The organism is Enterobacter sp. 342, assembly GCF_036663495.1.
Lineage (GTDB): Bacteria > Pseudomonadota > Gammaproteobacteria > Enterobacterales > Enterobacteriaceae > Enterobacter.
The window spans coordinates 34,189-58,675 of sequence record NZ_JAWUEI010000031.1 but is presented as its reverse complement, the minus strand read 5'-3'; the positions used below and the strand labels follow the sequence as shown (position 1 = coordinate 58,675).

Genomic DNA, 24,487 nt, shown 5'->3' with positions numbered 1-24,487 from the left:
AGCTGATAGAAACAGAAGCCACTGGAGCACCTCAAAAACACCATCATACACTAAATCAGTAAGTTGGCAGCATCACCTATCGGTGAACCAGTGGGCACCAATCATTACGCGTGGAAAAGCAAAAACCACAAAAATAGTCAGGGCTATTACGAAGGCTTTTCTGCCGAAATAACGAAGCATAACTGCGGAAAAAATAAGCAGCATCATGCCGTGATCCCCAGGGAAACTGTCCTTCGAGGCATCTTTTGTTGGAATATGCAGCAATTCGCTGACGCGATAAATATCGCGGAAGAAGAGCGTTGGGCTGGAGCGCTTAACCGGAATAATCGCCGTTGCCAGCTGATTAATGACCACGGCAAACAGCAGCATCACCAGACCGATGATCATAATACGCCGACGCCCCGCTTTGTCCTCTTTCAACCAGAAGGAGAGCATCAGGCAGCCCATTGCCAGCAACGAGAAACCGTCGAAGGCGCGGTTATTGGTGATAGCGACCAGCCACAGGAAGGCATTGCTCTTCACCAACTCCTGATTGAAGAAGTGAAAGATTGCAGAATCCAGCGGGAACCAGAAACCATGATTCGCCGGGATATACCAGGAGAAAAAGAGCGCCAGACCGGCGACATTAAGCAGTAATATCAGGGGAAATCGAGTCGTCATAACGTTCAACAGAGAGTGAAAACAGGGGCAACGTTAGCCGCCCGAACTTAAACGAAGCTTCAACAGGCTGGACTGCAGGGCATTCCAGTCGGCGTTAACCGCACTAATTAACTCTATTCGGCTGTCCGGCGGGGCAACATTTTGCGTTTCAATGAAGAAATCTTCACCCTGACGGTTGATCCGTACCAGTCCGTCTGGTGTGCGCATGATCCCTTTAACGCGATCGACCGGAGCAAGTCTGGCCCACTCAAGGATCCCGATGGTGTCAAAAACGGTATCTGCATCGAAGATCCATCCACAGGCCTGATACCCCTGACCACTATTCAGATTACGGCGCCAGCGCTGGTGCTCCGGCAGGCTGAGGGCAGCCAGACCCTGTTTCACCGGATGGCTATGGGCATGTTCTGCACTGGCCGGAAGTTCAACTATGTTCAGACGAGGAAGATCAAGCAGGGCGCTATCAATCCTCCCCTGAGTAGTCTGCACCCGTTGACGATTACCGCCGAAATGTTGCCACCACACGTCCAGCGCGGCCTGGCTTTCAGCTGTCGCGCGATCTTCTTTATTGGCAACGATAATGTCTGCTGAAGCGAGTTGATCGCGGAAGTTCTCGTTAGCCACCGCTTTATCATCCAGAAGCTGGCGAGGGTCAAGCAGGCACAGCGTGGCGCGCAGATCAATCCACGGTTCGTAAACCGGTGCAGTCAGTAAATCAAGGATCTGCTTCGGGTGACCCAGCCCGGTGGGTTCAATCAGCAGGCGATCGGGTTTGCCCTGACGCAGCAGCGTATTGAGTCCTACCTGCATGGGCAAACCATTGACGCAGCACATGCATCCGCCAGGGATCTCTTTGATCATCGCACCGCTGTCTGACAGTAATGCGCCGTCGATGCCCACTTCGCCAAATTCATTGACCAGAACGGCCCATTTCTCGGCTGGATCTTTATTCGCCAGCAGGTGAAGAATGGACGTGGTTTTGCCGCTGCCGAGAAAACCGGTGATGAGGTTGGTTTTGGTCACGTGCGCTCCAGAAGAGAATTGTGATGCTATAACAATTATCTCTTATCCTGGCGAAAAAAGGGCGCAATGAGAAGGGGAAGGGCGAACGGAGGTAATCTCCGTTCGTGTTAAGCGCAATAATCGTTAAAGATTTAACGTTTCAATAACAGCCTGACGTGCACCGTGGCGGGCAATGCGCTGATAAGCCTGACTAACAGCCTCGACAAAAACGCTATTTTCCACGAGGTTGTGACCAAAGACCTCGCTCAGCCCCAGCAGAGCGCTGACGCGTTCGGTGTCGTTGCTGGCAACAACAAGCGCACGGATTTTATCGCTGAGGGGATCGCGAACATCAATTGTGTTTCCGCGTTCGTCAGTCCCGCTGACATAGCGGATCCAGCCAGCCACGCCCAGAGCCAGCAATGGCCAGGCGGTTTTTCGCTCAAGATGGATGCGCACCCCATCCAGCATTCGCTGAGGCAGTTTCTGGCTACCATCCATTGCAATTTGCCAGGTACGGTGCTGCAAGGCCGGGTTAGCAAAGCGTTCAAGCAGGCTATCGGCGTATGCGGTGAGATCGACATCCTTAATGCGTAATGTTGGCGCCTGTTCGTTCAGCATGAGCCGACGGGCGGCTTCGCGGAACGCTGTGTCCTCCATACATTCATTAATATGGGCGTAGCCCGCGAGATACCCCAGATACGCCAGGAAAGAGTGGCTGCCGTTGAGCATGCGTAGTTTCATCTGCTCCCATGGCAGAACGTCCTGCACCATCTGGACGCCTGCCACTTCCCACGCCGGACGTCCGGCGACAAAGTTATCTTCGATCACCCACTGAATAAATGGTTCGCAGCTGATGGCGCATGGATCTTCAACGCCGAGCGCTTCGGTGATTTCTGCCAGTGAGGCCTCTGTTGCAGCAGGAACAATCCTGTCGACCATGGTTCCGGGAAAACTCACGTGGCTATCAATCCACGCAGCGAGTGCCGGAGAGCGTTTTTGCGCCATGCCCAACACGGCATTTTTCACTACATGGCCGTTGTCAGGGATATTGTCGCAAGAAAGCACGGTAAAAGCAGGTAAGCCGCGCTCACGGCGACGATGGAGTGCTTCGACAAGGATCCCCGGTGCGGAATGCGGCTCAGAAGGATTTTCCAGGTCGTGGATAATCCGCGGGTTTTGCAGATCCAGTTTACCGGTGGCGGGATCGATGCAATAACCTTTCTCCGTGATGGTGAGTGACACAATGGCCACCTGAGGTTCACAAAATTTCTCAATAATGGCAGGCAGAGAGTCCAGCTTTGCGTTCAGGCATTCATGTACGGCGCCAATAATGATTGGCTGATTCCCCTCAGCGCCTTTCTCCAGAACGGTAAAGAGATGATCCTGCGCACGTAATTGCCCCATCAGCACATCACCGCTAAACAGGCTTATCTCACAAATCCCCCAGTCGCCGCCTTTTTCATTCAGCACCCGGTTTGTTAACAATGCCTGATGCGCGCGGTGAAACGCACCGAAGCCAAAATGGACGATGCGGGAGCGTAATTGCTGACGATCGTAGCGGGGTTGCTGAACATGGGCAGGAAGGGCGGTGGAGGCAATTGTCTTCATGAAATACACACCTGATTAACCATTAATTAACAATGCCAGTGTAAAGTTATATGACAACAAATAAAATTGGTGAGCCGTAATTATCACTGTTCTGTGAGTTCGATCAATCAATGTGTGGCGGTGTATTGACCCTTCATGGTAAACATGTATGGTAGTCGTCATCGCATTAACACATATTGGTATAACAACTTGAGGGGTGGGCAATGGAACAAACCTGGCGTTGGTACGGGCCGAACGATCCGGTTTCTCTTGATGATGTGCGTCAGGCTGGCGCAACGGGTGTCGTCACGGCACTGCATCATATTCCTAACGGCCAGGTATGGCCGGTTGATGAAATTCAAAAGCGTCAGGCGCTGCTGGCAGAGAAGGGGTTAACCTGGTCTGTGGTGGAAAGCATTCCGGTTCATGAAGATATCAAAACCCATACAGGGGAGTACCAGACCTGGATTGCCAACTATCAGCAGAGTATTCGTAACCTCGCGGCATGCGGCATTGATACGGTGTGCTATAACTTCATGCCTATCCTGGACTGGACGCGCACTGACCTTGAATATCAGATGCCGGACGGTTCAAAAGCACTGCGTTTCGATCAGATTGCCTTTGCGGCATTTGAACTGCACATTCTGAAACGTCCTGGCGCCGAAGCGGATTACACCACGGAAGAGCAGCAGCAGGCGCGCGCGTGGTTTAACGCCGCCAGTGACGCGGACATCGAAAAGCTGACCCGAAATATCATTGCTGGTCTGCCAGGTGCGGAAGAAGGTTATACGCTGGATCAATTCCGTGCGCGTCTGGCGGAATATGGCGACATTGATAAGCATCAGCTTCGTGAAAACATGGCGTACTTCCTGCGCGCGATTGTGCCCGTCGCAGAAGAAGCGGGCGTTCGCCTGGCGATACATCCGGACGATCCTCCGCGTCCTATCCTCGGTCTGCCGCGTATCGTTTCAACCATTGAAGATATGCAGTGGCTGAAAGAGACGGTAGACAGCATCTACAACGGCTTTACCATGTGTACCGGCTCCTACGGCGTGCGCGCGGATAACGATCTGGTGCGGATGATTGAAACCTTCGGCGATCGTATTCACTTTACTCACTTGCGCGCGACCTGTCGTGAAGAGAACCCAAAAACCTTCCACGAGGCAGCGCACCTTGGCGGTGATGTGAATATGGTCGCGGTGGTGGATGCCATTCTGGCGGAAGAAGTACGTCGTAAGCAGGTTGGCGATGTGCGTCCTATTCCGTTCCGCCCGGATCACGGGCACCAGATGCTGGACGATCTGCGTAAGAAAACGAACCCCGGTTATTCGGCAATCGGTCGTCTGAAAGGGATGGCGGAAGTGCGCGGCATAGAGCTGGCGCTGAAGATGACGAAGTATCCTGAATTGCTGTAAAAGAAAAACCCGGCGCAAAGCCGGGTTTTTTTGTCTTAGTCAGCGCGACCCATATAGCGTTTTTCTTCGATATGGATGCGAATTTTCTCGCCTGCAGACAGGTATTCAGGGACCTGAACAACCAGACCGGTAGTCAGGGTAGCCGGTTTGTTGCGGGCGCTTGCAGATGCGCCTTTGATACCTGGTGCAGTTTCAACGATTTCCAGATCGACGGTCTGAGGCAGTTCCAGCGCCAGCAGCACGCCATCCCAGGTCAGTACCTGCATGTCCGGCATACCGCCTTCAGGAATAAACAGCAGCTCTTCTTCGATCTGATCTTTCGTGAAGATATACGGGGTGTAATCTTCTTTATCCATGAACACGTATTCGTTGCCGTCGATATAGGAAAAATCGACATAGCGACGGGTCAGGGTCACGGTATCAACGATATCGTCACCTTTAAAACGCTCTTCAACTTTCAGGCCGGTACGCACATCGGCGAAACGCATTTTGTACAGCGTCGCTGCACCACGGGCGCTAGGTGCCTGAATATCGATATCTTTCACAATCAGCAGTTTGCCGTTGTAATTCAGTACCATACCTTTCTTAATTTCGTTCGCTCTTGGCATTGCAGTAATCCTGTATACGGAAGGTAAAAAATATCGCGCCAAATTACTCGTGCGCGGCCTTTCAGGCAAGAGGAATTCGTGGCTTTTGCTATCAATACGCAAAAGGTGTTACTGTGCGCGCGATGCCCGACTGCGCGGGCCTTCGTCAGCGAAAGAGAGCGTTTATGGATTGTCGTCCAGATTGCGGCGCGTGCTGTACCGCACCGTCCATTTCAAGCCCCATTCCAGGAATGCCAGAGGGCAAGCCTGCCAATACCCGCTGCGTTCAGCTCTCTGAAACTAACCTGTGTATGATCTTTGGTTCGCCCCTGCGCCCGAAGGTATGCTCCGGACTTCAGCCAACAGCCGAAATGTGTGGCAGCACGCGAGCGCAGGCGATGACGTATCTGCTCGAGCTGGAATCGCTCACAGCACCTTAAACGTCTTTAATTCGTGTCAGACAGCCAATCGTCAGCGTGCACATCACCAGCGCAATCCAGAACACCGTGTGATAGTTCCAGATTTCTGCAACGACCCCGGCCATTGAACCTGCGATAATCCAGCCCACACGGGTGGTATTAGTATAAAGGGTCGTGGCTGAGCCTGCCTGACCCGGCATCAGATCCTGGAAATAGAGCATGCCAATCCCGGCCAGAATGCCAATATAGATAGCGTTCAGCAGCTGTAAAGCCAGCAACAACCCCTGCGTATGTACCGTCAGCATACCGATATAGAAAAGCAGACCGGCGACAGCGGCGATACGCATCAGAAAACGCTTACCGAAGCGCTTAGCGTAATAGCCTGCGATGAGCATCGTCGGGATCTCAAGCCCGGCCGCTGTCCCCATCATGATACCTGCCAGCTTCTCTGGCAGATGCAATTCATCAATAATAAACAGCGGCATATTGATGATATACAGGCTGTTAGTGCCCCACATCAGGGTACAGATAACAAACAGGAGCAGAGCATCGCGGCGGTTACGGCGTGGCGCTTCCAGCACACCCGTTGCCACTTTGGGCTCTTTGCGCATTGACGGCAGAAAGAACCACACCAGGGCGCCACATATCACAAATGCGACAGCCGCACTCAGGTACATCACCGTAAAACCAAACCCCATCGCCAGCGCGTAAGCCAATGGGGGGCCGATCACCCATGCCAGCGACACCTGAGCACGCATTACCGAGCTGAACATCACCGCTTCACGCCCGGTATGGTCAGCGTGCTCGCGGGCAAGCGCGAACATCTGTGGGTTAGCCGTCGAACCAAAGCTGCTCAGAAATACCCCGATGAACAGCAAAATGAAATAGTTGCGGTTCCAGGCAAACAGAACGCAGGCGAGCACCCCCAGCAGACAGCAAAAGACAATCAGGCTTTTACGATCGCCTTTTCTGTCGGATCGGCCCGCCAGAAACTGACTGACAAGAATGCCGATGATGGCGCTTCCGGTAAAAAAGAAGCCCACCATGGCCGGACGAGCGTGAACCTCATTGGTCAGAAATAAGCTCAGCGTCGGCGTCTGTAACGCACCGGCAATACCCGTAAAAAAGGCAACAATCAGGAACGCCGCTGAAGTTAAATCAAAGGGTTTTGGTGAGGTGGCCGCGGGGGTGTTATGCATGTTTTATAATTAACGAGTAACAGAGAGAGGCGGAGTTTACGCTGGCAGTCATTAAATAAACAGAGGGTGCGGTCAATTACGCCACGAAAAATCAAAATGGCATTTCAACTTACATACGGTCTGGCTGACCTTAGCTGAAACTGACTTGCTGAACTTCAGCAAAATTCAGCTGAACGGAGAAGAAATGTGCTGTATCTCTAAATTCTGAGATCAGAAATACGAGTTTACTTGCAAGGCATTGCAGAAAGCGCAAGACTTTTTGAAACGTTTCAGCGCTATCTTGTTTTAACAAACGGAGCAGGCTAGCGCATTTTTTCTCATTAAGGCTGAAACGATTCAAGTTCAGCAGGAGAGGAGAACCATGTTCCAGTTATCTGTTCAGGATATCCACCCGGGCGCACAGGCCGGGGATAAAGAAGAGGCTATTCGCCAGGTTGCCGCTGCCCTTGTGCAGGCGGGTAATGTCGCGGATGGCTATGTAAATGGCATGCTGGCGCGCGAGCAGCAAACCTCTACCTTCCTCGGTAATGGGATCGCCATTCCGCACGGTACAACAGACACCCGCGACCAGGTGTTGAAAACCGGGGTGAAGGTTTATCAGTTCCCGCAGGGTGTTCTCTGGGGTGACGGTCAGGTGGCGTATGTGGCCATCGGTATCGCTGCCAGCAGCGACGAACACTTAGGTCTGCTGCGTCAGCTGACGCATGTCCTGAGCGATGATTCCGTCGCTGAACAGTTAAAATCAGCAACGACAGCTGAAGAGCTGCGCGCCTTGCTGATGGGCGAAAAACAGAGTGAAGCGCTGAAACTGGATAATGAAACGCTGACGCTGGATGTCGTCGCCTCCGATCTGGTGACACTCCAGGCGCTGAACGCCGGTCGCCTGAAAGAAGCCGGTGCAGCAGATGCCACATTTGTGACGCGCGTAATCAATGATAAGCCGTTGAATCTCGGTCAGGGTATCTGGCTGAACGACAGTGCTGAAGGCAACCTGCGTAGCGCTATCGCAGTGAGCCGTGCGGCTAATGCGTTTGACGTCGAAGGCGAGCGTGCGGCCATGCTGCTGACCGTGGCGATGAACGATGAACAGCCGGTTTCCGTGCTGAAGCGCCTGGGCGATCTGCTGCTGAATAACAAAGCTGAAAAACTGCTGAACGCGGATGCGGCGACAGTGCTGGCTCTGCTGACCAGCGATGATGCGCTGACTGACGATGTTCTAAACGCTGAATTTGTGGTGCGTAACGAACACGGCCTGCATGCCCGTCCAGGTACCATGCTGGTAAATACCATTAAACAATTTGAAAGTGAGATCACCGTGGCCAACCTTGATGGCACAGGTAAACCGGCCAACGGCCGTAGTCTGATGAAAGTTGTCGCGCTGGGCGTGAAGAAAGGTCACCGTCTGCGTTTTACCGCACAGGGTGCGGATGCTGAACAGGCGCTGAAAGCGATTGGCGACGCCATCGCGGCAGGTCTGGGGGAGGGCGCATAATGAGCAGACGTGTTGCGACTATTACGCTGAACCCGGCTTATGACCTGGTGGGGTTTTGCCCGGAAATTGAGCGCGGCGAAGTAAACCTCGTGCGTACCACTGGCCTGCATGCTGCGGGTAAAGGGATTAACGTCGCGAAAGTGCTCAAGGACCTTGGTATTGATGTCACCGTGGGTGGATTCCTCGGTAAAGATAACCAGGATGGTTTCCAGCAGTTGTTCAGCGAGCTGGGCATTGCCAACCGTTTTCAGGTTGTTCAGGGCCGCACCCGTATCAACGTCAAGCTGACGGAGAAAGACGGCGAAGTGACCGACCTGAACTTCTCTGGTTTCGAAGTGACGCCGTCAGACTGGGAGCGTTTTGTTAATGATTCACTGACCTGGCTTGGTCAGTTCGACATGGTGTGCGTCAGCGGTAGTCTGCCGTCCGGCGTCAGCCCGGAGGCGTTTACCGACTGGATGACGCGCCTGCGCAGCCAGTGTCCATGCATTATTTTTGACAGTAGCCGTGATGCACTGGTCGCGGGACTGAAAGCGTCACCGTGGCTGGTGAAGCCTAATCGCCGCGAACTGGAGATCTGGGCCGGTCGTAAGCTGCCAGAATTAAAAGATGTGATTGATGCTGCCCATGCGCTGCGCGAGCAGGGTATCGCCCACGTAGTTATCTCTCTTGGTGCAGAAGGAGCGTTGTGGGTTAACGCTTCTGGCGAATGGATCGCCAAACCGCCGTCGGTCGATGTTGTCAGCACCGTCGGCGCAGGGGATTCAATGGTTGGCGGCCTGATTTATGGTCTGCTGATGCGTGAATCCAGTGAACATACTTTACGTCTTGCCACCGCCGTTGCTGCCCTGGCTGTAAGCCAGAGCAATGTCGGTATTACCGATCGTACCCAGTTAGCCGCGATGATGGCGCGCGTTGACTTAAAACCTTTTAACTAACAGCAGGAGAGGAATAATGAAAACGCTGCTGATCATTGACTCCGGTCTCGGACAGGCTCGCGCCTATATGGCGAAGACCTTGCTGGGAGCGGCGGCGAACAAAGCACATCTCGAGATGATTGATAACCCGGGCGATGCCGAACTGGTCATTGTTCTGGGCGATAAAATCCCGGCTGACAGTGCGCTGAATGGCAAAAATGTGTGGCTGGGCGATATTAATCGTGCGGTGGCACACCCGGAACTGTTCCTGAGCGAAGCGAAAGGTCACGCGTCTGTTTACAGCGCACCTGTTGCTGCGGCACCGATTGCGGCTTCTGGACCAAAACGCATTGTTGCGGTGACGGCCTGTCCTACAGGGGTTGCTCATACCTTTATGGCGGCTGAAGCCATTGAAACCGAAGCGAAAAAACGCGGCTGGTGGGTAAAAGTTGAAACCCGCGGCTCCGTTGGCGCCGGCAATGCCATTACCCCAGAAGAAGTGGCTGAAGCCGATCTGGTGATTGTGGCGGCGGATATCGAAGTGGATCTGGCGAAATTTGCAGGTAAGCCGATGTACCGCACTTCGACAGGTCTGGCACTGAAAAAGACCGCTCAGGAGTTTGATAAAGCGCTGGTCGAAGCGAAGCCTTATCAGGCAACGGGTACCAGTCAAAGTGCGACTGAAGGTAAGAAAGAGTCAGCAGGCGCCTATCGCCACCTGCTGACCGGTGTTTCTTACATGCTGCCGATGGTGGTTGCGGGTGGTCTGTGTATCGCGCTGTCATTCGCGTTTGGTATCACCGCATTTAAAGAGCAGGGGACGCTGGCAGCTGCATTAATGCAGATTGGTGGGGGTTCTGCGTTCGCGCTGATGGTGCCTGTGCTGGCTGGCTTTATCGCTTTCTCCATCGCTGACCGTCCGGGTCTGACGCCAGGTCTTATCGGCGGTATGTTGGCGGTGAGCACGGGTTCTGGTTTTATCGGCGGTATCATTGCCGGTTTCCTGGCCGGTTACGTTGCGAAGCTGATCAGCTCGAAGCTGAAACTGCCGCAGAGTATGGAAGCGCTGAAACCGATTCTGATCATCCCGCTAATTTCCAGCCTGGTGGTCGGTCTGGCAATGATTTACCTCATCGGTAAACCTGTTGCGGGTATTCTGGCGGGTCTGACCCACTGGCTGCAAACCATGGGTACCGCGAACGCGGTTCTGCTGGGTGCAATCCTCGGTGGCATGATGTGTACCGACATGGGTGGCCCGGTGAACAAAGCGGCGTACGCCTTTGGTGTTGGCCTGTTGAGTACCCAGACCTACGCACCAATGGCTGCCATCATGGCGGCAGGTATGGTGCCTCCTCTGGCTCTCGGTCTGGCGACGATTGTTGCCCGCCGTAAGTTCGATAAAGCGCAGCAGGAAGGCGGAAAAGCAGCACTGGTCTTGGGTCTGTGCTTCATCACCGAAGGGGCGATTCCATTCGCGGCTCGTGACCCAATGCGTGTGCTGCCGTGCTGTATCGCGGGTGGTGCCGTGACAGGTGCAATCTCGATGGCAATTGGCGCGAAACTGATGGCTCCACATGGTGGTCTGTTTGTTCTGCTGATCCCAGGTGCAATCACCCCGGTTCTGGGGTATCTGATGGCGATTGTTGCTGGTACGCTGGTGGCGGGTCTGTCTTATGCCGTGCTGAAACGTCCGGAAGCGGAAGTGGTCGCGAAAGCAGCTTAAGCGGTAAACAACAAAAAAGCCGGGTGCAAATGCAACCCGGCTTTTTTTTATGCCATTTGTTCTGCGGTCTGCTGCGCCTTCAACCAGGCAATCTCTTCGGCCCAGATATCGGGGTTGATGGTTTCCAGCACCATCGGAATGCCGTCGAAGCGGGCGTCCTGCATGATAAAGCGGAACGCATCATGGCCGATGTTGCCTTCGCCCAGGCTGTGGTGGCGGTCAACGCGGCTGCCAAAGGCGCTTTTCGCATCGTTTAAGTGCATTCCGCGCAGGTACTTAAAGCCAACGATGCGCTCGAACTCATCAAATGTGTTTTTCGTTGCCTCGGTTGTGCGCAGATCGTAGCCAGCCGCAAAAGCGTGGCAGGTATCAATACACACGCCGACACGGGTTTTATCCTCAACACCGTCGATAATCGCCGCCAGATGTTCGAACTTAAAGCCGAGGTTGCTACCCTGACCGGCTGTGTTCTCAATCACCGCGGTGACACCTTTGGTTTTATCCAGCGTGATGTTAATAGATTCGGCAATGCGCGCCAGACAGGCATCTTCATCAATTTGCATCAGATGACTCCCAGGATGGAAGTTCAACAGCGTCAGCCCAAGCTGTTCGCAGCGCTGGACTTCATCAAGAAACGCCTCGCGGGATTTTTCCAGAGCCTCTTCAACTGGATGGCCGAGGTTGATTAGATAGCTGTCGTGGGGAAGGATTTGGCCCGGCCCGTAATGATATTTCTCGCAGGCGGCTTTGAAATCATCAATCACGTCTGTGGTGAGCGGTGCTGCGCGCCACTGGCGCTGATTTTTGGTGAACAGGGCGAAAGCGGTCGCCTCGATTTCGGCGGCGCGAATGGCGGCATTCGCAAGGCCACCGGCAGCGCTAACGTGCGCTCCAACATATTTCATAAAGGGACTCCTGTTAACCCGAAATGCTTATGATAGCGGGTTAACAGGAGAAGGATGTAGTGGTTTATGCCATCAGGCTATGGACCACAAGGTTAATCGCACCACCGCCGACAATCAGCCAGACAAAGAGTACCAGCGCCATCAGCAGCGGTTTTGCACCGGCCTTTTTCAGCGCGCTGACATGAGTCGTCACACCCAACGCCGCCATCGCCATCGCCAGCAGTACGGTATCCAGCGTGACCAGCATATCCACTACCGCTTTGGGCAGGAGGTGGAAGGAGTTAAAAATCGCCACCACGATGAACAGGATCGCAAACCACGGAATGGTGATTTTACTTTTCTGATTACTGCCCGCTGGAGCCAGCTGTTTTACCCGTGCTGCCAGGAAAATCAGGAAGGGTGCCAGCATCATCACGCGCAGCATTTTGGCAATAACCGCCGCGTTTTCTGCATCCGGGCTAATGGCGTGACCCGCTGCCACCACCTGCGCGACTTCATGTACGGTCGAGCCGATATAGATGCCATAGGTTTCCGGGCTAAACCAGTGGGCTACCAGCGGATACATAGCGGGATAGAGGAAGATCGCCAGCGTACCGAAAATCACCACCGTCGCCACTGCAACTGTCACTTTACTGGATTCGGCTTTAGCGACAGGCTCTGTTGCCAGCACCGCTGCTGCACCACAAATACTGCTCCCTGCACCGATTAACCAACTGGTTTGCTTATCCAGCCCAAAGACTTTCTGACCAATAAAACAGGCCAGTAAAAAGGTGCTGGTCAGGGTCAGGACGTCAATAGCAATCCCGCTGACGCCGACATCGGCGATTTGCGAAAAGGTAAGACGAAAACCGTAAAGAATGATCCCGAGGCGCAGCAGGTGCTGTTTGGCAAAAATTACGCCGCCATCACAGGATTTCCAGATATGTGGGTAAACGGTATTTCCCACGACCATGCCGAGCAATATCGCCAGTGTTAAGGCGCTAAAGCCTGCTCCAGCGATGGCTGGAATGCTGCCGCCCCATAACGCGACGCCGGTTACCACTGCGCTGAGCGCAAGACCCGGCACGAAGTGCCACAATGTACGATGATGCTGTAAGGTGAGTTCTGACATAACCTTCTCCTTTGTCTGGCTAAAGACTACGCCGCTCTGGTTTAAAAATAAAATTGATTATATACTTATAATTAATCTATATAAGTGGTAAGCAACCATGCACATTACATTGCGTCAGCTGGAAGTTTTCGCCGAAGTGCTGAAGAGTGGTTCGACGACACAGGCCTCACAGATGCTGGCCCTCTCTCAATCTGCGGTCAGCGCGGCATTGACCGATCTCGAAGGACAGCTAGGCGTTCAGCTTTTCGACAGGGTAGGGAAGCGGTTAGTTGTCAACGAACATGGTCGTCTGCTCTACCCGCGTGCTTTGGCATTGCTTGAACAGGCTACCGAAATCGAACAGTTGTTCCGTGAAGACAACGGTGCGATCCGCGTGTTTGCCAGTAGTACGATTGGGAACTACATCCTTCCGGAAGTGATCGCCCGCTACCGTCGGGATTTCCCGACCCTGCCGCTGGAGATGAGCGTTGGCAATAGCCAGGATGTCATCAACGCAGTGATCGATTTTCGTGTGGATATCGGTCTTATTGAAGGACCCTGCCACAACGTTGATATCATTGCTGAACCCTGGCTGGAAGATGAACTGGTGGTGTTTGCTTCCCCGGCTTCGTCTTTGCTACAGGGCGAAGTCACGCTGGAAAGACTGGCGCAGGCACAGTGGATCCTGCGTGAACAGGGTTCGGGCACGCGCGAAATCGTCGATTACCTGCTGCTGTCCCATCTGCCCCAGTTCCAGTTGGGGATGGAACTGGGCAACTCCGAGGCGATTAAACATGCAGTGCGTCATGGTTTAGGTATTAGCTGCCTCTCCCGGCGGGTCATTGCCGAACAGCTTGAGACGGGGTCGCTGGTCGAAGTCCCCATTCCGCTGCCGAAACTGGTGCGCACGCTCTGGTGTATCCATCATCGTCAGAAGCATCTTTCCAGCTCTTTGCAGCGTTTTCTGCGCTACTGCGAGATGTAATCTTCCCCTCTCCTCAACGGGGGAGAGGGGAAAGACCCGATTTCTGCGTTGCTTATAATCCTGGCCGAGTCATGAAGCTCTCTTATAACTGCCTATTTCTGCCGGAAGGAACGCGGATCGTCTGCTACAATCGCGCCTCATTTATTAAATGGACAGCATTTTCACATGGTTTCAGAAATTAAAACCACAGAAGCGCCCACGCTACGTCGTGAACTGAAGGCGCGTCACCTGACGATGATCGCCATTGGCGGTTCCATCGGTACAGGTCTTTTCGTTGCGTCTGGCGCAACAATTTCGGCAGCAGGCCCGGGTGGGGCACTTTTCTCTTATATCCTGATTGGCCTGATGGTTTACTTCCTGATGACCAGTCTGGGCGAACTGGCCGCGTACATGCCGGTATCCGGTTCGTTTTCGACCTATGGTCAACAATACGTTGAAGAAGGCTTTGGCTTCGCGCTGGGCTGGAACTACTGGTACAACTGGGCTGTAACGATTGCTGTTGACCTGGTTGCTGCACAACTGGTGATGAACTGGTGGTTCCCGGATACGCCGGGCTGGATCTGGAGTGCTTTGTTCCTGGCCGTTATCTTCCTGCTGAACTACATCTCCGTTCGTGGTTTTGGCGAAGCGGAATACTGGTTCTCTTTGATCAAAGTGGCAACCGTCATCATCTTTATCGTCGTCGGTGTGGCGATGATCGTTGGTATTTTCAAAGGCACAGAGCCTGCCGGGTGGAGTAACTGGACGATAGGCGATGCACCGTTTGCCGGTGGTTTCTCGGCCATGATCGGCGTGGCAATGATCGTCGGCTTCTCCTTCCAGGGCACAGAGTTGATTGGTATCGCCGCAGGTGAATCAGAGAACCCGGAGAAAAATATTCCACGTGCAGTCCGTCAGGTCTTCTGGCGTATCCTGCTGTTCTATGTGTTCGCTATCCTGATTATCAGTCTGATCATTCCGTATACCGATCCGAGCCTGTTGCGTAATGATGTGAAAGACATCAGCGTCAGCCCGTTCACGCTGGTCTTCCAGCACGCCGGTCTGCTTTCTGCCGCGGCAGTGATGAATGCCGTGATCCTGACTGCAGTACTTTCAGCCGGTAACTCCGGTATGTATGCGTCGACTCGTATGCTCTATACCCTGGCATGCGACGGTAAAGCACCGCGTATTTTCTCAAAACTGTCGCGTGGCGGTGTTCCGCGTAACGCCCTGTATGCCACAACGGTGATTGCCGGTTTATGCTTCCTGACCTCAATGTTTGGCAACCAGACGGTATACCTGTGGCTGCTTAACACCTCCGGTATGACGGGCTTTATCGCCTGGCTGGGAATTGCCATTAGCCACTACCGTTTCCGCCGTGGTTACGTCAAGCAGGGGCACGATATTAACAACCTGCCGTATCGCTCAGGGTTCTTCCCGCTGGGTCCCATTTTCGCCTTCATTCTGTGCCTGATTATTACTCTGGGTCAGAACTATGAAGCGTTCCTGGCGGACACCATTGACTGGGGCGCCGTTACGGCAACCTACATTGGTATTCCGCTGTTCCTGGTAATCTGGTTTGGCTACAAACTGACGAAAGGAACACACTTCGTTCGCTACAGTGAAATGGAATTCCCGGAACGATTTAAAAAATAACCGCACGTCCTCTCTTTCAGCCCGCTCATTCGAGCGGGCTTTTTTATTCCCGCACGCTGCAACAAAGATATATTTCTTAACAATTTAATTGATAATAATTATCGTTTGCTTTATCGTTATCAAAAATAAGCGTGTCACCGACCCACCGCAGATGTGGGCGGCATGGAAGACGCGTGAGCAATGATGATTTGATTTAGTTGTATTTACCTCATGGAGATATGGAATGTTTAGGTTGAATCCCTTCGTCAGGGGAGGACTTTGTGCGTCCGCAATGTCCCTGGCACTGCCTGGTATTGCAGCGGAATCCGGAGAAACAATGGTTGTAACGGCATCCGCGACGGAGCAAAACCTGAAAGACGCACCGGCAAGCATCAGCGTGATTACCCAGGAAGATTTGCAGCGCAAGCCCGTTCAGAACCTGAAAGATGTGTTACGGGATGTGCCGGGCGTTCAGCTCACGAGCGAAGGGGACAACCGTAAAGGGGTAAGTATTCGCGGACTGGACAGCAGCTACACGTTGATCCTGATCGACGGCAAGCGCGTCAACTCCCGCAACGCCGTATTCCGTCATAATGATTTCGATCTCAACTGGGTGCCGGTTGACGCCATCGAACGCATCGAGGTGGTGCGCGGACCGATGTCTTCTCTTTATGGCTCCGATGCGCTGGGCGGCGTGGTGAACATTATCACCAAAAAAATCGGGCAGAAATGGACGGGCACTCTGAGCGCCGATTCAACGATTCAGGAACATCGCGATCGTGGAGACACGTATAACGGACAGTTCTATACCAGTGGTCCGCTGGTGGACGGCCTGCTGGGCCTGAAAGCCTACGGTAGCCTCGCGAAGCGTGAGAAAGACGGTCAGCAGAAATCCTCTACCACGGCGAGTGGTGAAACACCGCGCATTGAGGGCTTTACCAGCCGCGATGCCAATGTGGAGTTCGCCTGGACGCCGTCTGAAAATCACGATTTTACGGCGGGTTACGGTTTCGACCGTCAGGATCGTGACTCAGATTCTCTCGACAAAAACCGCCTTGAGCGTCAGAACTACTCCCTGAGCCACAATGGTCGCTGGGGCGTCGGCAACAGCGAGCTGAAAGTTTACGGCGAGAAAGTAGATAACAAAAACCCGGGCAACAGCAATCCGATCACGTCCGAGAGTAATGCGGTGGACGGGAAATACGTGCTGCCGCTGGGCGAAATCAACCAGTTGCTGACCTTCGGCGGCGAATGGCGTCACGATAAGCTGAAAGATCCGGTTAACCTGACAGGCGGCTCCAGCAGCAGTACGTCGGCAAGCCAGTATGCCCTTTTCCTTGAAGATGAGTGGCGTCTCTTTGAACCCCTGGCGCTGACCACTGGCATCCGTATGGACGACCATGACACCTACGGTGACCACTGGAGCCCGCGTGCATACCTGGTCTACAACGCGACCGATACCGTAACGGTGAAAGGGGGTTGGGCAACAGCGTTTAAAGCGCCGTCGCTGCTGCAGCTCAGCCCGGACTGGGTCACCGGCTCGTGCCGCGGTGCCTGCGAGATTGTCGGTAATCCGGATCTGAAACCTGAAACCAGCGAGAGCTTCGAATTCGGTCTGTACTACAGTGGGGAAGAGGGTTGGTTAGAGGGCGTACAGGCTAGCGTCACCACCTTCCAGAATAATGTGGATGACCGCATCAGCATCAACCGTACCGCCAATGTTAAACAGGCGCAGAGTTACCCTAACTACGTTGGTCTGAATGCGGACGGTGAGCCTATTTTCCGTTATTACAACGTCAACAAGGCGCGCATCCGCGGGGTGGAGACCGAGCTGAAATTCCCGCTGGCGGAAGACTGGAAAGTGACGCTGAACTACACCTATAACGATGGTCGTGACATCAGCAATGGCGGCAACAAACCGCTGTCCGATCTGCCGTTCCACACTGCCAACGGTACCGTTGACTGGCAAGCGACCCAGGACTGGTCGTTCTATGTTCAGGGTAACTACACCGGTGAGAAACGCGCGCTGACCAGCAGTGCACCAACGCCGGGTGGCTATGTGATCTGGAATACGGGTGCGGCGTGGCAGGCGACGAAAAGCGTGAAGCTGCGTGCGGGTGTACAGAACTTGCTGGATAAAGACCTGAGCCGTGACGATTACAGCTACACGGAAGATGGCCGTCGCTACTTTGTGGGCGTGAATTATACGTTCTGATGTAACCTTTATGCCCGGTAGCGCTTCGCTTACCGGGCCTGTAAACCCGCGAATGTAGGCCCGGTAAGGCGACACCGCCACCCGGCAATTGCGCACACTTACCCAAACAAATGCTCCGCATGGAAGCGGAGATGATCCTCAATAAAGGATGCGATGAAGTAATAACTGTGGTCATATCCCGACTGAATGCGTAGCGTCAGTGGCCAGTCCTTCTGGCGTGCGGCTTCTGCCAGTACCGCAGGTTGTAACTGCGCGGCGAGGAACTGATCGGCATCACCCTGATCGATAAGCGTTGGAATAGCGTCTTCGGTCTTGCTGGCCAGCATCAGTGCGCAGCTATCCCACGCCTGCCACTTTTTCGCGTCATCACCCAGATAATTTGCGAATGCCTTCTGGCCCCACGGCACCTGAGTAGGGTTCACAATGGGTGCAAATGCCGACACACTGACGTATTTTCCCGGGTTTTTTAGCGCCATTATCAGCGCCCCGTGTCCACCCATGGAATGTCCGCTGATGGCGCAACGGTTGCTTACTGCAAACTCAGCCTGAATCAGTGCGGGCAACTCATCACGAATGTAATCATACATACGGTAATGGTTTGCCCAGGGTTGTTCAGTCGCGTTCAGATAGAAGCCGGCTCCTTTGCCAAGGTCGTATCCTGCATCGTCAGCCACATCATCCCCACGCGGGCTGGTGTCAGGCATGACCAGCGCAATGCCTAGCTCAGCTGCAATTCGTTGTGCACCTGCTTTAGTGGTGAAGTTTTCGTCGTTGCAGGTCAGGCCTGAAAGCCAGAACAAAACCGGCGGATTTTCCGTCGGCGGCAGGAAAATGCTGAACGTCATGGTGCAGTTCAGGACGCTGGAGTCGTGCCGCCAGCGCTGCTGTCGACCTTCAAAACAACGGTGCTCTTCGAGCAGTTCCATGCAAGGCTCCTTAATGAGAATGCGTATTCATAAAAACCATAATATAGCCTTTTCATTGACCTGTGAGTAACTTTCACTTTCGCCAGGCGACGAGATGCTGCATCATAAATTTACTTTTTTTTAACAATTGGAGCGGTCATGGCGCTGCGTATTGCGCTCAGTGGGTTTGTCGTTCTGGTGGTGGCGATGGGGATAGGGCGTTTTGCTTTTACACCTCAGGTACCATTGATGATTGCCGCCGGGCAGCTCACGCTAACCAGCGCGGGCCTGGTGGCGGCGATGAATTATCTGGGCTATCTGGTGGGTGCATGGGATGCAATGCGTGCGCATCGCTTCGTTGAAACACGCCTCTGGCTTGGTATTACTGGCGCGGTCGCGTTGACGCTGCTCTCCGCCGCGGCGGATAACGCCATCGTGCATGGGCTGCTGCGCTTTGTGATTGGCTGCATGAGCGGCTGGTCTATGGTGCTGATTGCGGCATGGACAAACGAGCGTCTGGGGCAGTTGGGCAAACCGGGTCTGAGCGCTGCCGTATTTGCCGGGCCTGGCGCGGGTATTGCTCTGAGCGGGCTACTCGCCGTCTATATCCAGGCGAAATCCCTCTCGGCCGGAGCGGCATGGCAAATCTACGGCGTGCTGGCGCTGGTGCTGATTGCCCTGGTGGCGCGCTACCTGCCGCGATCCGGGCAGCTCCATCGACCAGGTACCGCGCCAGAGGCGCTGGTGCTGACGGCGGATTTAAAGCGCCTGGTCTGGAGCTACAGTCTGGCCGGGTTTGGTTATATTCTTCCGGCAACCTTTTTATCGCAAATGGCAGCAGTGCGTTTTCCCGGCAGCCTGTTTGCCCAGTTTGTCTGGCCGATTTTTGGTATCGCTGCTGTGGTGGGCATTGCGCTTAGCATTCTATTGCGCCACACCTCAACGGCTAACAGAAGGCTGGCTATTGTGCTGTGGTTGCAGGGAGCTGGCGTGCTGGCGGCCTGGCTGCTGCCGGGGATTGGCGGGTTGCTGACAGGCGGACTGCTGGTAGGCGGCGGATTCCTGTGTGCGGTTCAGCTTTCGTTACTTTATGGCCGCGAGCTGGCCCCGGAGCATACGCGTTACATGGCAGGCCTGCTCACCACGGGTTACGCCATTGGTCAGTTGATTGGTCCGATGACCTCGGCGTTATCAACCTGGCTTACCCATCGACTGGAGCCTGCGCTGGGGTTGGCGGGTATCGCGTTGTTTGTTGGCGGTGCCCTGGTCTGGAATCGTCACGCCGAAAGGCAACAGCAATTGCAATAATTATCGTCGTGAATACTGGATTATGTGCGCGGCCTCACGCACAATGAGCGCATACTTTTGCCACAACGAGGGCAAAAGACGCCACACCTGCAGGAGAACAAAATGTCATCACTCAGTAAAGAAGCTGCCCTGGTCCACGAAGCCCTGGTTGCGCGCGGTCTTGAAACGCCACTGCGTCCGCCCGTTCAGGAAATGGACAATGAAACCCGCAAGCGTCTGATTGCCGGTCATATGACCGAGATCATGGAGCTGCTGAATCTCGATCTGAGTGACGACAGTCTGATGGAGACGCCGCACCGCATCGCGAAAATGTACGTCGACGAAATTTTCTCAGGCCTGGATTACGCCAACTTCCCGAAAATCACCGTCATCGAAAATAAAATGAAAGTGGATGAGATGGTAACGGTACGTGACATCACGCTGACCAGCACCTGTGAACACCACTTCGTGACTATCGACGGTAAAGCAACTGTGGCGTATATCCCAAAAGATACGGTGATTGGTTTGTCGAAGATTAACCGCATCGTGCAATTCTTTGCTCAGCGTCCACAGGTGCAGGAGCGTCTGACGCAGCAGATCCTGACCGCGCTGCAAACGTTGCTGGGGACCAATAACGTGGCCGTTTCTATCGACGCGGTGCACTACTGCGTGAAAGCGCGCGGCGTGCGTGATGCCACCAGTGCGACCACCACCACGTCGCTGGGCGGTCTGTTTAAATCGAGCCAGAACACCCGCCAGGAGTTCCTGCGCGCAGTGCGTCACCACAACTAAGTCTTACAGGGCAGGGACCATGGAGCGAAACGTCACGCTCGATTTTGTTCGCGGCGTCGCCATTCTCGGTATCCTGCTGCTTAATATCAGCGCCTTCGGTCTCCCGAAGGCGGCTTATCTCAATCCTGCGTGGTATGGCGACATCACGCGCAGTGATGCCTGGACCTGGGCGATCCTCGATCTCTTCGCGCAGGTTAAATTCCTTACGCTGTTTGCCCTGCTGTTTGGCGCTGGTCTGCAACTGCTCCTCAAGCGCGGTACGCGCTGGATCCAGTCGCGTCTGACGCTGCTGGTTCTGCTCGGGTTTATTCACGGCCTGTTCTTCTGGGACGGCGATATTCTTCTCGCGTATGGGTTAGTCGGGCTGATCTGCTGGCGTCTCATTCGCGATGCGCACAGCGTAAAAAGCCTGTTTAACACTGGCGTGATGCTCTATGTCATGGGGCTTGGGGTACTTTTGCTGCTGGGGATAATCTCTGGCGAAGCGACAAACCGTTCCTGGATCCCGGATGCCGCTAACCTCCAGTACGAACAATACTGGAAGCTGAAAGGTGGCACGGAGGCGATAAGCAATCGTGCGGATATGTTAGGCGACAATCTGCTTGCGCTGGGGGCGCAATATGGCTGGCAACTGGCGGGGATGATGCTGATGGGCGCGTCATTGATGCGCACCAGCTGGCTGAAAGGCGAATTCAGCCTGCGTCACTATCGTCGCACGGGTGCCGGGCTGGTCCTGCTTGGCGTGCTGATCAACCTTCCGGCGGTGATTGCGCAGTGGCACCTCCACTGGGATTACCGCTGGTGTGCTTTCCTCCTTCAGGTACCGCGCGAACTGAGCGCGCCGTTCCAGACCATCGGTTATGCGGCGCTGATCTATGGCTTCTGGCCAACGCTTTCTCGCCTGTGGATTGTTAGCGCAATCGCCTGTGTGGGCCGTATGGCATTGAGCAATTACATTCTGCAGACCCTGATATGCACCACACTTTTCTATCGCTTTGGTCTGTTTATGAAATTCGACCGCCTGGCGCTACTGGCGTTTGTTATTCCGGTCTGGGTGGTTAACCTGGCGTTTTCTGTTATCTGGCTACGTTATTTCCGCCAGGGCCCGCTGGAGTGGATGTGGCGTCAGTTAACCGCACTTGCTTCAGGGATATCATTAAGAAACACATCCAGATAACGATCTGGATCACAATCATTAACAAAACGGATGTAAGCGTTTTCATCTGTGTGAGCTTCTTCACGTAGTCCCCTTTCTCTCGCTGCCAAAATAGCCACCTTGCTAAACACAGGGGGTGTCTGTGAGTTGCTGCAATCCTTTGAAGGATGGTGAATATGATCACCATTCGTGACGTCGCCCGTCAGGCGGGTGTTTCCGTGGCTACCGTCTCGCGCGTGCTGAATAACAGCGCGCTTGTCAGCCCTGAAACCCGCGAAACTGTAATGAAAGCCGTGACCCAGCTCGGGTACCGGCCAAATGCCAATGCCCAGGCGCTTGCGACGCAGGTCAGCGACACCATCGGCGTGGTGGTCATGGATGTCTCAGATGCCTTTTTCGGCGCGCTGGTGAAAGCGGTAGATGTGGTCGCCCAGCAGCATCAGAAATATGTGCTGATAGGTAACAGTTACCATGAGGCGGAAAAAGAACGCCATGCTATTGAAGTATTGATTCGCCAGCGCTGTAACGCCTTGATTGTCCATTCAAAAGCACTGAGCGATGAAGAGTTAACCGGTTTTATGGACCAGATCCCAGGTATGGTGTTAATCAACCGCATCCTGCCTGGTTATGCCCATCGCTGCGTCGGGCTGGATAACGTCAGTGGTGCAATGATGGCCACGAAAATGCTCATCAACAACGGTCATCAGCGGATCGGTTATCTGGCCTCGAGCCATCAAATAGAAGATGACACGTTGCGGCATGAGGGGTGGCAAAACGCCCTGAAAGATCATGGCATTACGCCATCAGAAAGCTGGGTGGGGACCGGTACACCGGACATGCAGGGCGGCGAGGCGGCGATGGTGGAGCTGCTGGGTCGTAATCTGCAACTGTCTGCGGTGTTTGCCTATAACGACAGCATGGCGGCAGGGGCACTGACGGCACTGAAAGATAACGGCATTGCGGTGCCACAGCATTTATCGCTGATTGGCTTTGATGATATCCCGATTGCCCGTTACACCGACCCACAGCTGACAACAGTGCGCTATCCCATTGCCTCCATGGCAAAACTGGCGACTGAGCTGGCGTTACAGGGGGCGGCAGGGCAGCTGGATCAAGGGGCAACACACTGTTTCATGCCGACTTTAGTACGCCGTCATTCTGTCGCCGCCCGGCAAATTGTGGTTCCGATCACTAACTGATTACATGAGGTGGTGTAACCGTTTTCAATCTGTGAGTAAATTCACAGTATCTTAACAAGGCGCTGACTATGATGTCAGCGTTTTAGGGGCTGAAACGCTATGTAACAGTGATTATTCACTTTCACTATAGCCAATGTGCCGCAAACAACGAATAAAACGCATTTCTGGAGCGTTACCGAACACGGAAGATAGAAATTTTATAAGTGAACTTCGGCGGTCAGTAACGTTTTATTAACACCCGCCTGCCGATCGTTATTCACAAGAACTACCCTGCATAAAAAAACCGGAGATACCATGAATAAGAAGGTGTTGACCCTGTCTGCTGTAATGGCAAGCATGCTTTTTGGTGCAGCAGCGCACGCTGCGGATACCCGTATTGGTGTGACCATCTATAAATACGACGACAACTTCATGTCTGTTGTGCGTAAAGCGATTGAGAAAGATGCTAAAGCAGCGCCAGATGTTCAGCTGCTGATGAATGACTCCCAGAACGACCAATCCAAACAGAACGACCAGATCGACGTTCTGCTGGCGAAAGGTGTGAAAGCACTGGCAATCAACCTGGTTGACCCGGCTGCAGCAGGCACAGTTATCGAAAAAGCGCGCGGCCAGAATGTGCCAATCGTCTTCTTCAACAAAGAACCTTCCCGTAAAGCGCTGGATAGCTATGATAAAGCGTATTACGTCGGTACCGACTCCAAAGAGTCCGGCATTATTCAGGGCGATCTGATTGCTAAACACTGGGCGGCGAACCCGAACTGGGACCTGAACAAAGACGGTCAGATCCAGTTCGTTCTGCTGAAAGGCGAGCCAGGCCATCCAGATGCTGAAGCCCGTACCACTTACGTTATCAAAGAGCTGAACGATAAAGGCCTGAAAACCCAGCAGCTGGCGTTAGATACCGCAATGTGGGATACCGCTCAGGCGAAAGATAAGATGGACGCGTGGCTGTCTGGCCCGAATGCTAACAAAATCGAAGTGGTTATCGCCAACAACGATGCGATGGCAATGGGTGCGGTAGAAGCGCTGAAAGCACATAACAAATCTTCCATTCCTGTATTCGGTGTGGATGCGCTGCCAGAAGCACTGGCACTGGTTAAATCGGGTGCGATGGCTGGTACCGTGCTGAACGATGCCAACAACCAGGCGAAAGCAACCTTCGATCTGGCGAAAAACCTGGCCGACGGTAAAGGCGCTGCTGATGGCACCAACTGGAAAATTGAAAACAAAATCGTTCGCGTACCTTACGTGGGCGTAGACCAGTCCAACCTGGCTGAGTTTATCGGTAAATAAGTAATTAGTACTGTCTTCACTGGGCGCAACTTGTTGCGCCCTTTT

20 protein-coding genes and 1 pseudogene are annotated in these 24,487 nt (G+C 53.8%); 13 read left to right on the top strand and 8 right to left on the bottom strand.

Annotation, left to right across the window (positions count from 1 at the left end):
• Positions 1-78: 78 nt before the first annotated feature.
• From V6E55_RS20235 to V6E55_RS20225, 3 genes and pseudogenes are all read right to left on the bottom strand, one after another.
• Positions 79-660: pseudogene (locus V6E55_RS20235) on the bottom strand (hypothetical protein); the annotation flags it as partial.
• Between the two features lie 33 nt (positions 661-693).
• Positions 694-1,680, bottom strand: a complete 987-nt coding sequence (locus tag V6E55_RS20230; RefSeq protein ID WP_316943774.1) for a CobW family GTP-binding protein — start codon at positions 1,678-1,680, stop codon at positions 694-696.
• A 123-nt stretch (positions 1,681-1,803) separates the two neighbouring features.
• Positions 1,804-3,270, bottom strand: coding sequence for a mannitol dehydrogenase family protein (locus tag V6E55_RS20225; RefSeq protein WP_316943773.1), 1,467 nt, complete (start codon positions 3,268-3,270; stop codon positions 1,804-1,806).
• A 203-nt stretch (positions 3,271-3,473) separates the two neighbouring features.
• Between V6E55_RS20225 and uxuA the strand changes: the two genes are divergently transcribed.
• Positions 3,474-4,664 carry a mannonate dehydratase gene (gene uxuA, locus V6E55_RS20220; RefSeq protein WP_236919719.1) on the top strand — a complete coding sequence of 397 codons (1,191 nt, stop codon included), beginning with the start codon at positions 3,474-3,476 and terminating at the stop codon, positions 4,662-4,664.
• A 35-nt stretch (positions 4,665-4,699) separates the two neighbouring features.
• Here uxuA and yeiP read toward each other — a convergent pair whose 3' ends face one another.
• Entirely contained in the window at positions 4,700-5,272 is a 573-nt protein-coding gene (gene yeiP, locus V6E55_RS20215; RefSeq protein WP_008500940.1) for an elongation factor P-like protein YeiP, read from the bottom strand.
• 164 nt (positions 5,273-5,436) lie between these two features.
• On the opposite strand from yeiP, the gene V6E55_RS20210 reads away from it, so the two are divergent.
• Positions 5,437-5,691: a YkgJ family cysteine cluster protein gene (locus V6E55_RS20210; protein ID WP_032666680.1), complete on the top strand. Its 255-nt coding sequence runs from the start codon at positions 5,437-5,439 to the stop codon at positions 5,689-5,691.
• Here V6E55_RS20210 and setB read toward each other — a convergent pair.
• Positions 5,688-6,869 carry a sugar efflux transporter SetB gene (setB, locus tag V6E55_RS20205; RefSeq protein WP_316943772.1) on the bottom strand — a complete coding sequence of 394 codons (1,182 nt, stop codon included), beginning with the start codon at positions 6,867-6,869 and terminating at the stop codon, positions 5,688-5,690. The two genes, V6E55_RS20210 and setB, sit on opposite strands and share 4 nt — an antisense overlap.
• Before the next feature lie 361 nt (positions 6,870-7,230).
• On the opposite strand from setB, the gene fruB reads away from it, so the two are divergent.
• From fruB to fruA, 3 genes are read left to right on the top strand one after another with little or no spacing between them, the layout of a single operon-like run.
• Complete coding sequence (gene fruB / locus V6E55_RS20200) at positions 7,231-8,361, top strand: fused PTS fructose transporter subunit IIA/HPr protein (RefSeq protein WP_114977700.1); 1,131 nt, start codon at positions 7,231-7,233, stop codon at positions 8,359-8,361.
• A complete protein-coding gene (gene fruK / locus V6E55_RS20195) occupies positions 8,361-9,299 on the top strand; it encodes a 1-phosphofructokinase (RefSeq protein WP_014170919.1) in 939 nt (312 codons plus the stop codon). The genes fruB and fruK overlap by 1 nt, the downstream gene beginning before the upstream one ends.
• 16 nt (positions 9,300-9,315) lie before the next feature.
• A complete protein-coding gene (fruA, locus tag V6E55_RS20190; RefSeq protein WP_129995353.1) occupies positions 9,316-11,001 on the top strand; it encodes a PTS fructose transporter subunit IIBC in 1,686 nt (561 codons plus the stop codon).
• Between the two features lie 47 nt (positions 11,002-11,048).
• Here the strand turns inward: fruA and nfo are convergent, their stop codons facing one another.
• Both nfo and V6E55_RS20180 read right to left on the bottom strand, forming a co-directional pair.
• Positions 11,049-11,906 (bottom strand): deoxyribonuclease IV, encoded by an 858-nt coding sequence (gene nfo, locus V6E55_RS20185; RefSeq protein ID WP_129995354.1) that lies wholly within the window; start codon positions 11,904-11,906, stop codon positions 11,049-11,051.
• A 64-nt stretch (positions 11,907-11,970) separates the two neighbouring features.
• On the bottom strand, positions 11,971-13,017 hold the full coding sequence (locus V6E55_RS20180; protein ID WP_114977703.1) for a YeiH family protein: 1,047 nt from the start codon (positions 13,015-13,017) through the stop codon (positions 11,971-11,973).
• A gap of 97 nt (positions 13,018-13,114) precedes the next feature.
• Here V6E55_RS20180 and yieE point away from each other — a divergent pair, with 97 nt between their 5' ends.
• The 3 genes from yieE to cirA all read left to right on the top strand — a co-directional run bounded on the left by yieE (position 13,115) and on the right by cirA (position 17,810).
• Positions 13,115-13,981 carry a DNA-binding transcriptional regulator YeiE gene (gene yieE, locus V6E55_RS20175; protein ID WP_114977704.1) on the top strand — a complete coding sequence of 289 codons (867 nt, stop codon included), beginning with the start codon at positions 13,115-13,117 and terminating at the stop codon, positions 13,979-13,981.
• Positions 13,982-14,146: 165 nt separating this feature from the next.
• Positions 14,147-15,616, top strand: coding sequence for an amino acid permease (locus V6E55_RS20170; protein ID WP_316943771.1), 1,470 nt, complete (start codon positions 14,147-14,149; stop codon positions 15,614-15,616).
• Between the two features lie 223 nt (positions 15,617-15,839).
• Positions 15,840-17,810, top strand: coding sequence for a catecholate siderophore receptor CirA (gene cirA / locus V6E55_RS20165; RefSeq protein WP_114977706.1), 1,971 nt, complete (start codon positions 15,840-15,842; stop codon positions 17,808-17,810).
• A gap of 98 nt (positions 17,811-17,908) precedes the next feature.
• Here the strand turns inward: cirA and fghA are convergent, their stop codons facing one another.
• Complete coding sequence (gene fghA / locus V6E55_RS20160; protein ID WP_316943770.1) at positions 17,909-18,736, bottom strand: S-formylglutathione hydrolase; 828 nt, start codon at positions 18,734-18,736, stop codon at positions 17,909-17,911.
• 138 nt (positions 18,737-18,874) lie between these two features.
• On the opposite strand from fghA, the gene V6E55_RS20155 reads away from it, so the two are divergent.
• The 5 genes from V6E55_RS20155 (at position 18,875) to mglB (ending at position 24,442) form a co-directional block, all read left to right on the top strand.
• Positions 18,875-20,023 carry a YbfB/YjiJ family MFS transporter gene (locus V6E55_RS20155; RefSeq protein WP_316943769.1) on the top strand — a complete coding sequence of 383 codons (1,149 nt, stop codon included), beginning with the start codon at positions 18,875-18,877 and terminating at the stop codon, positions 20,021-20,023.
• 102 nt (positions 20,024-20,125) lie between these two features.
• Complete coding sequence (folE, locus tag V6E55_RS20150) at positions 20,126-20,794, top strand: GTP cyclohydrolase I FolE (protein ID WP_114977709.1); 669 nt, start codon at positions 20,126-20,128, stop codon at positions 20,792-20,794.
• Between the two features lie 19 nt (positions 20,795-20,813).
• Entirely contained in the window at positions 20,814-21,971 is a 1,158-nt protein-coding gene (yeiB, locus tag V6E55_RS20145; RefSeq protein ID WP_114977710.1) for a DUF418 domain-containing protein YeiB, read from the top strand.
• A gap of 155 nt (positions 21,972-22,126) precedes the next feature.
• The gene (gene galS, locus V6E55_RS20140) at positions 22,127-23,149 is read left to right on the top strand and encodes an HTH-type transcriptional regulator GalS (RefSeq protein WP_236919727.1); all 1,023 of its coding nucleotides are present in this window, start codon (positions 22,127-22,129) and stop codon (positions 23,147-23,149) included.
• 294 nt (positions 23,150-23,443) lie between these two features.
• Positions 23,444-24,442 (top strand): galactose/glucose ABC transporter substrate-binding protein MglB, encoded by a 999-nt coding sequence (gene mglB, locus V6E55_RS20135; RefSeq protein ID WP_024908164.1) that lies wholly within the window; start codon positions 23,444-23,446, stop codon positions 24,440-24,442.
• Positions 24,443-24,487: the final 45 nt, after the last annotated feature.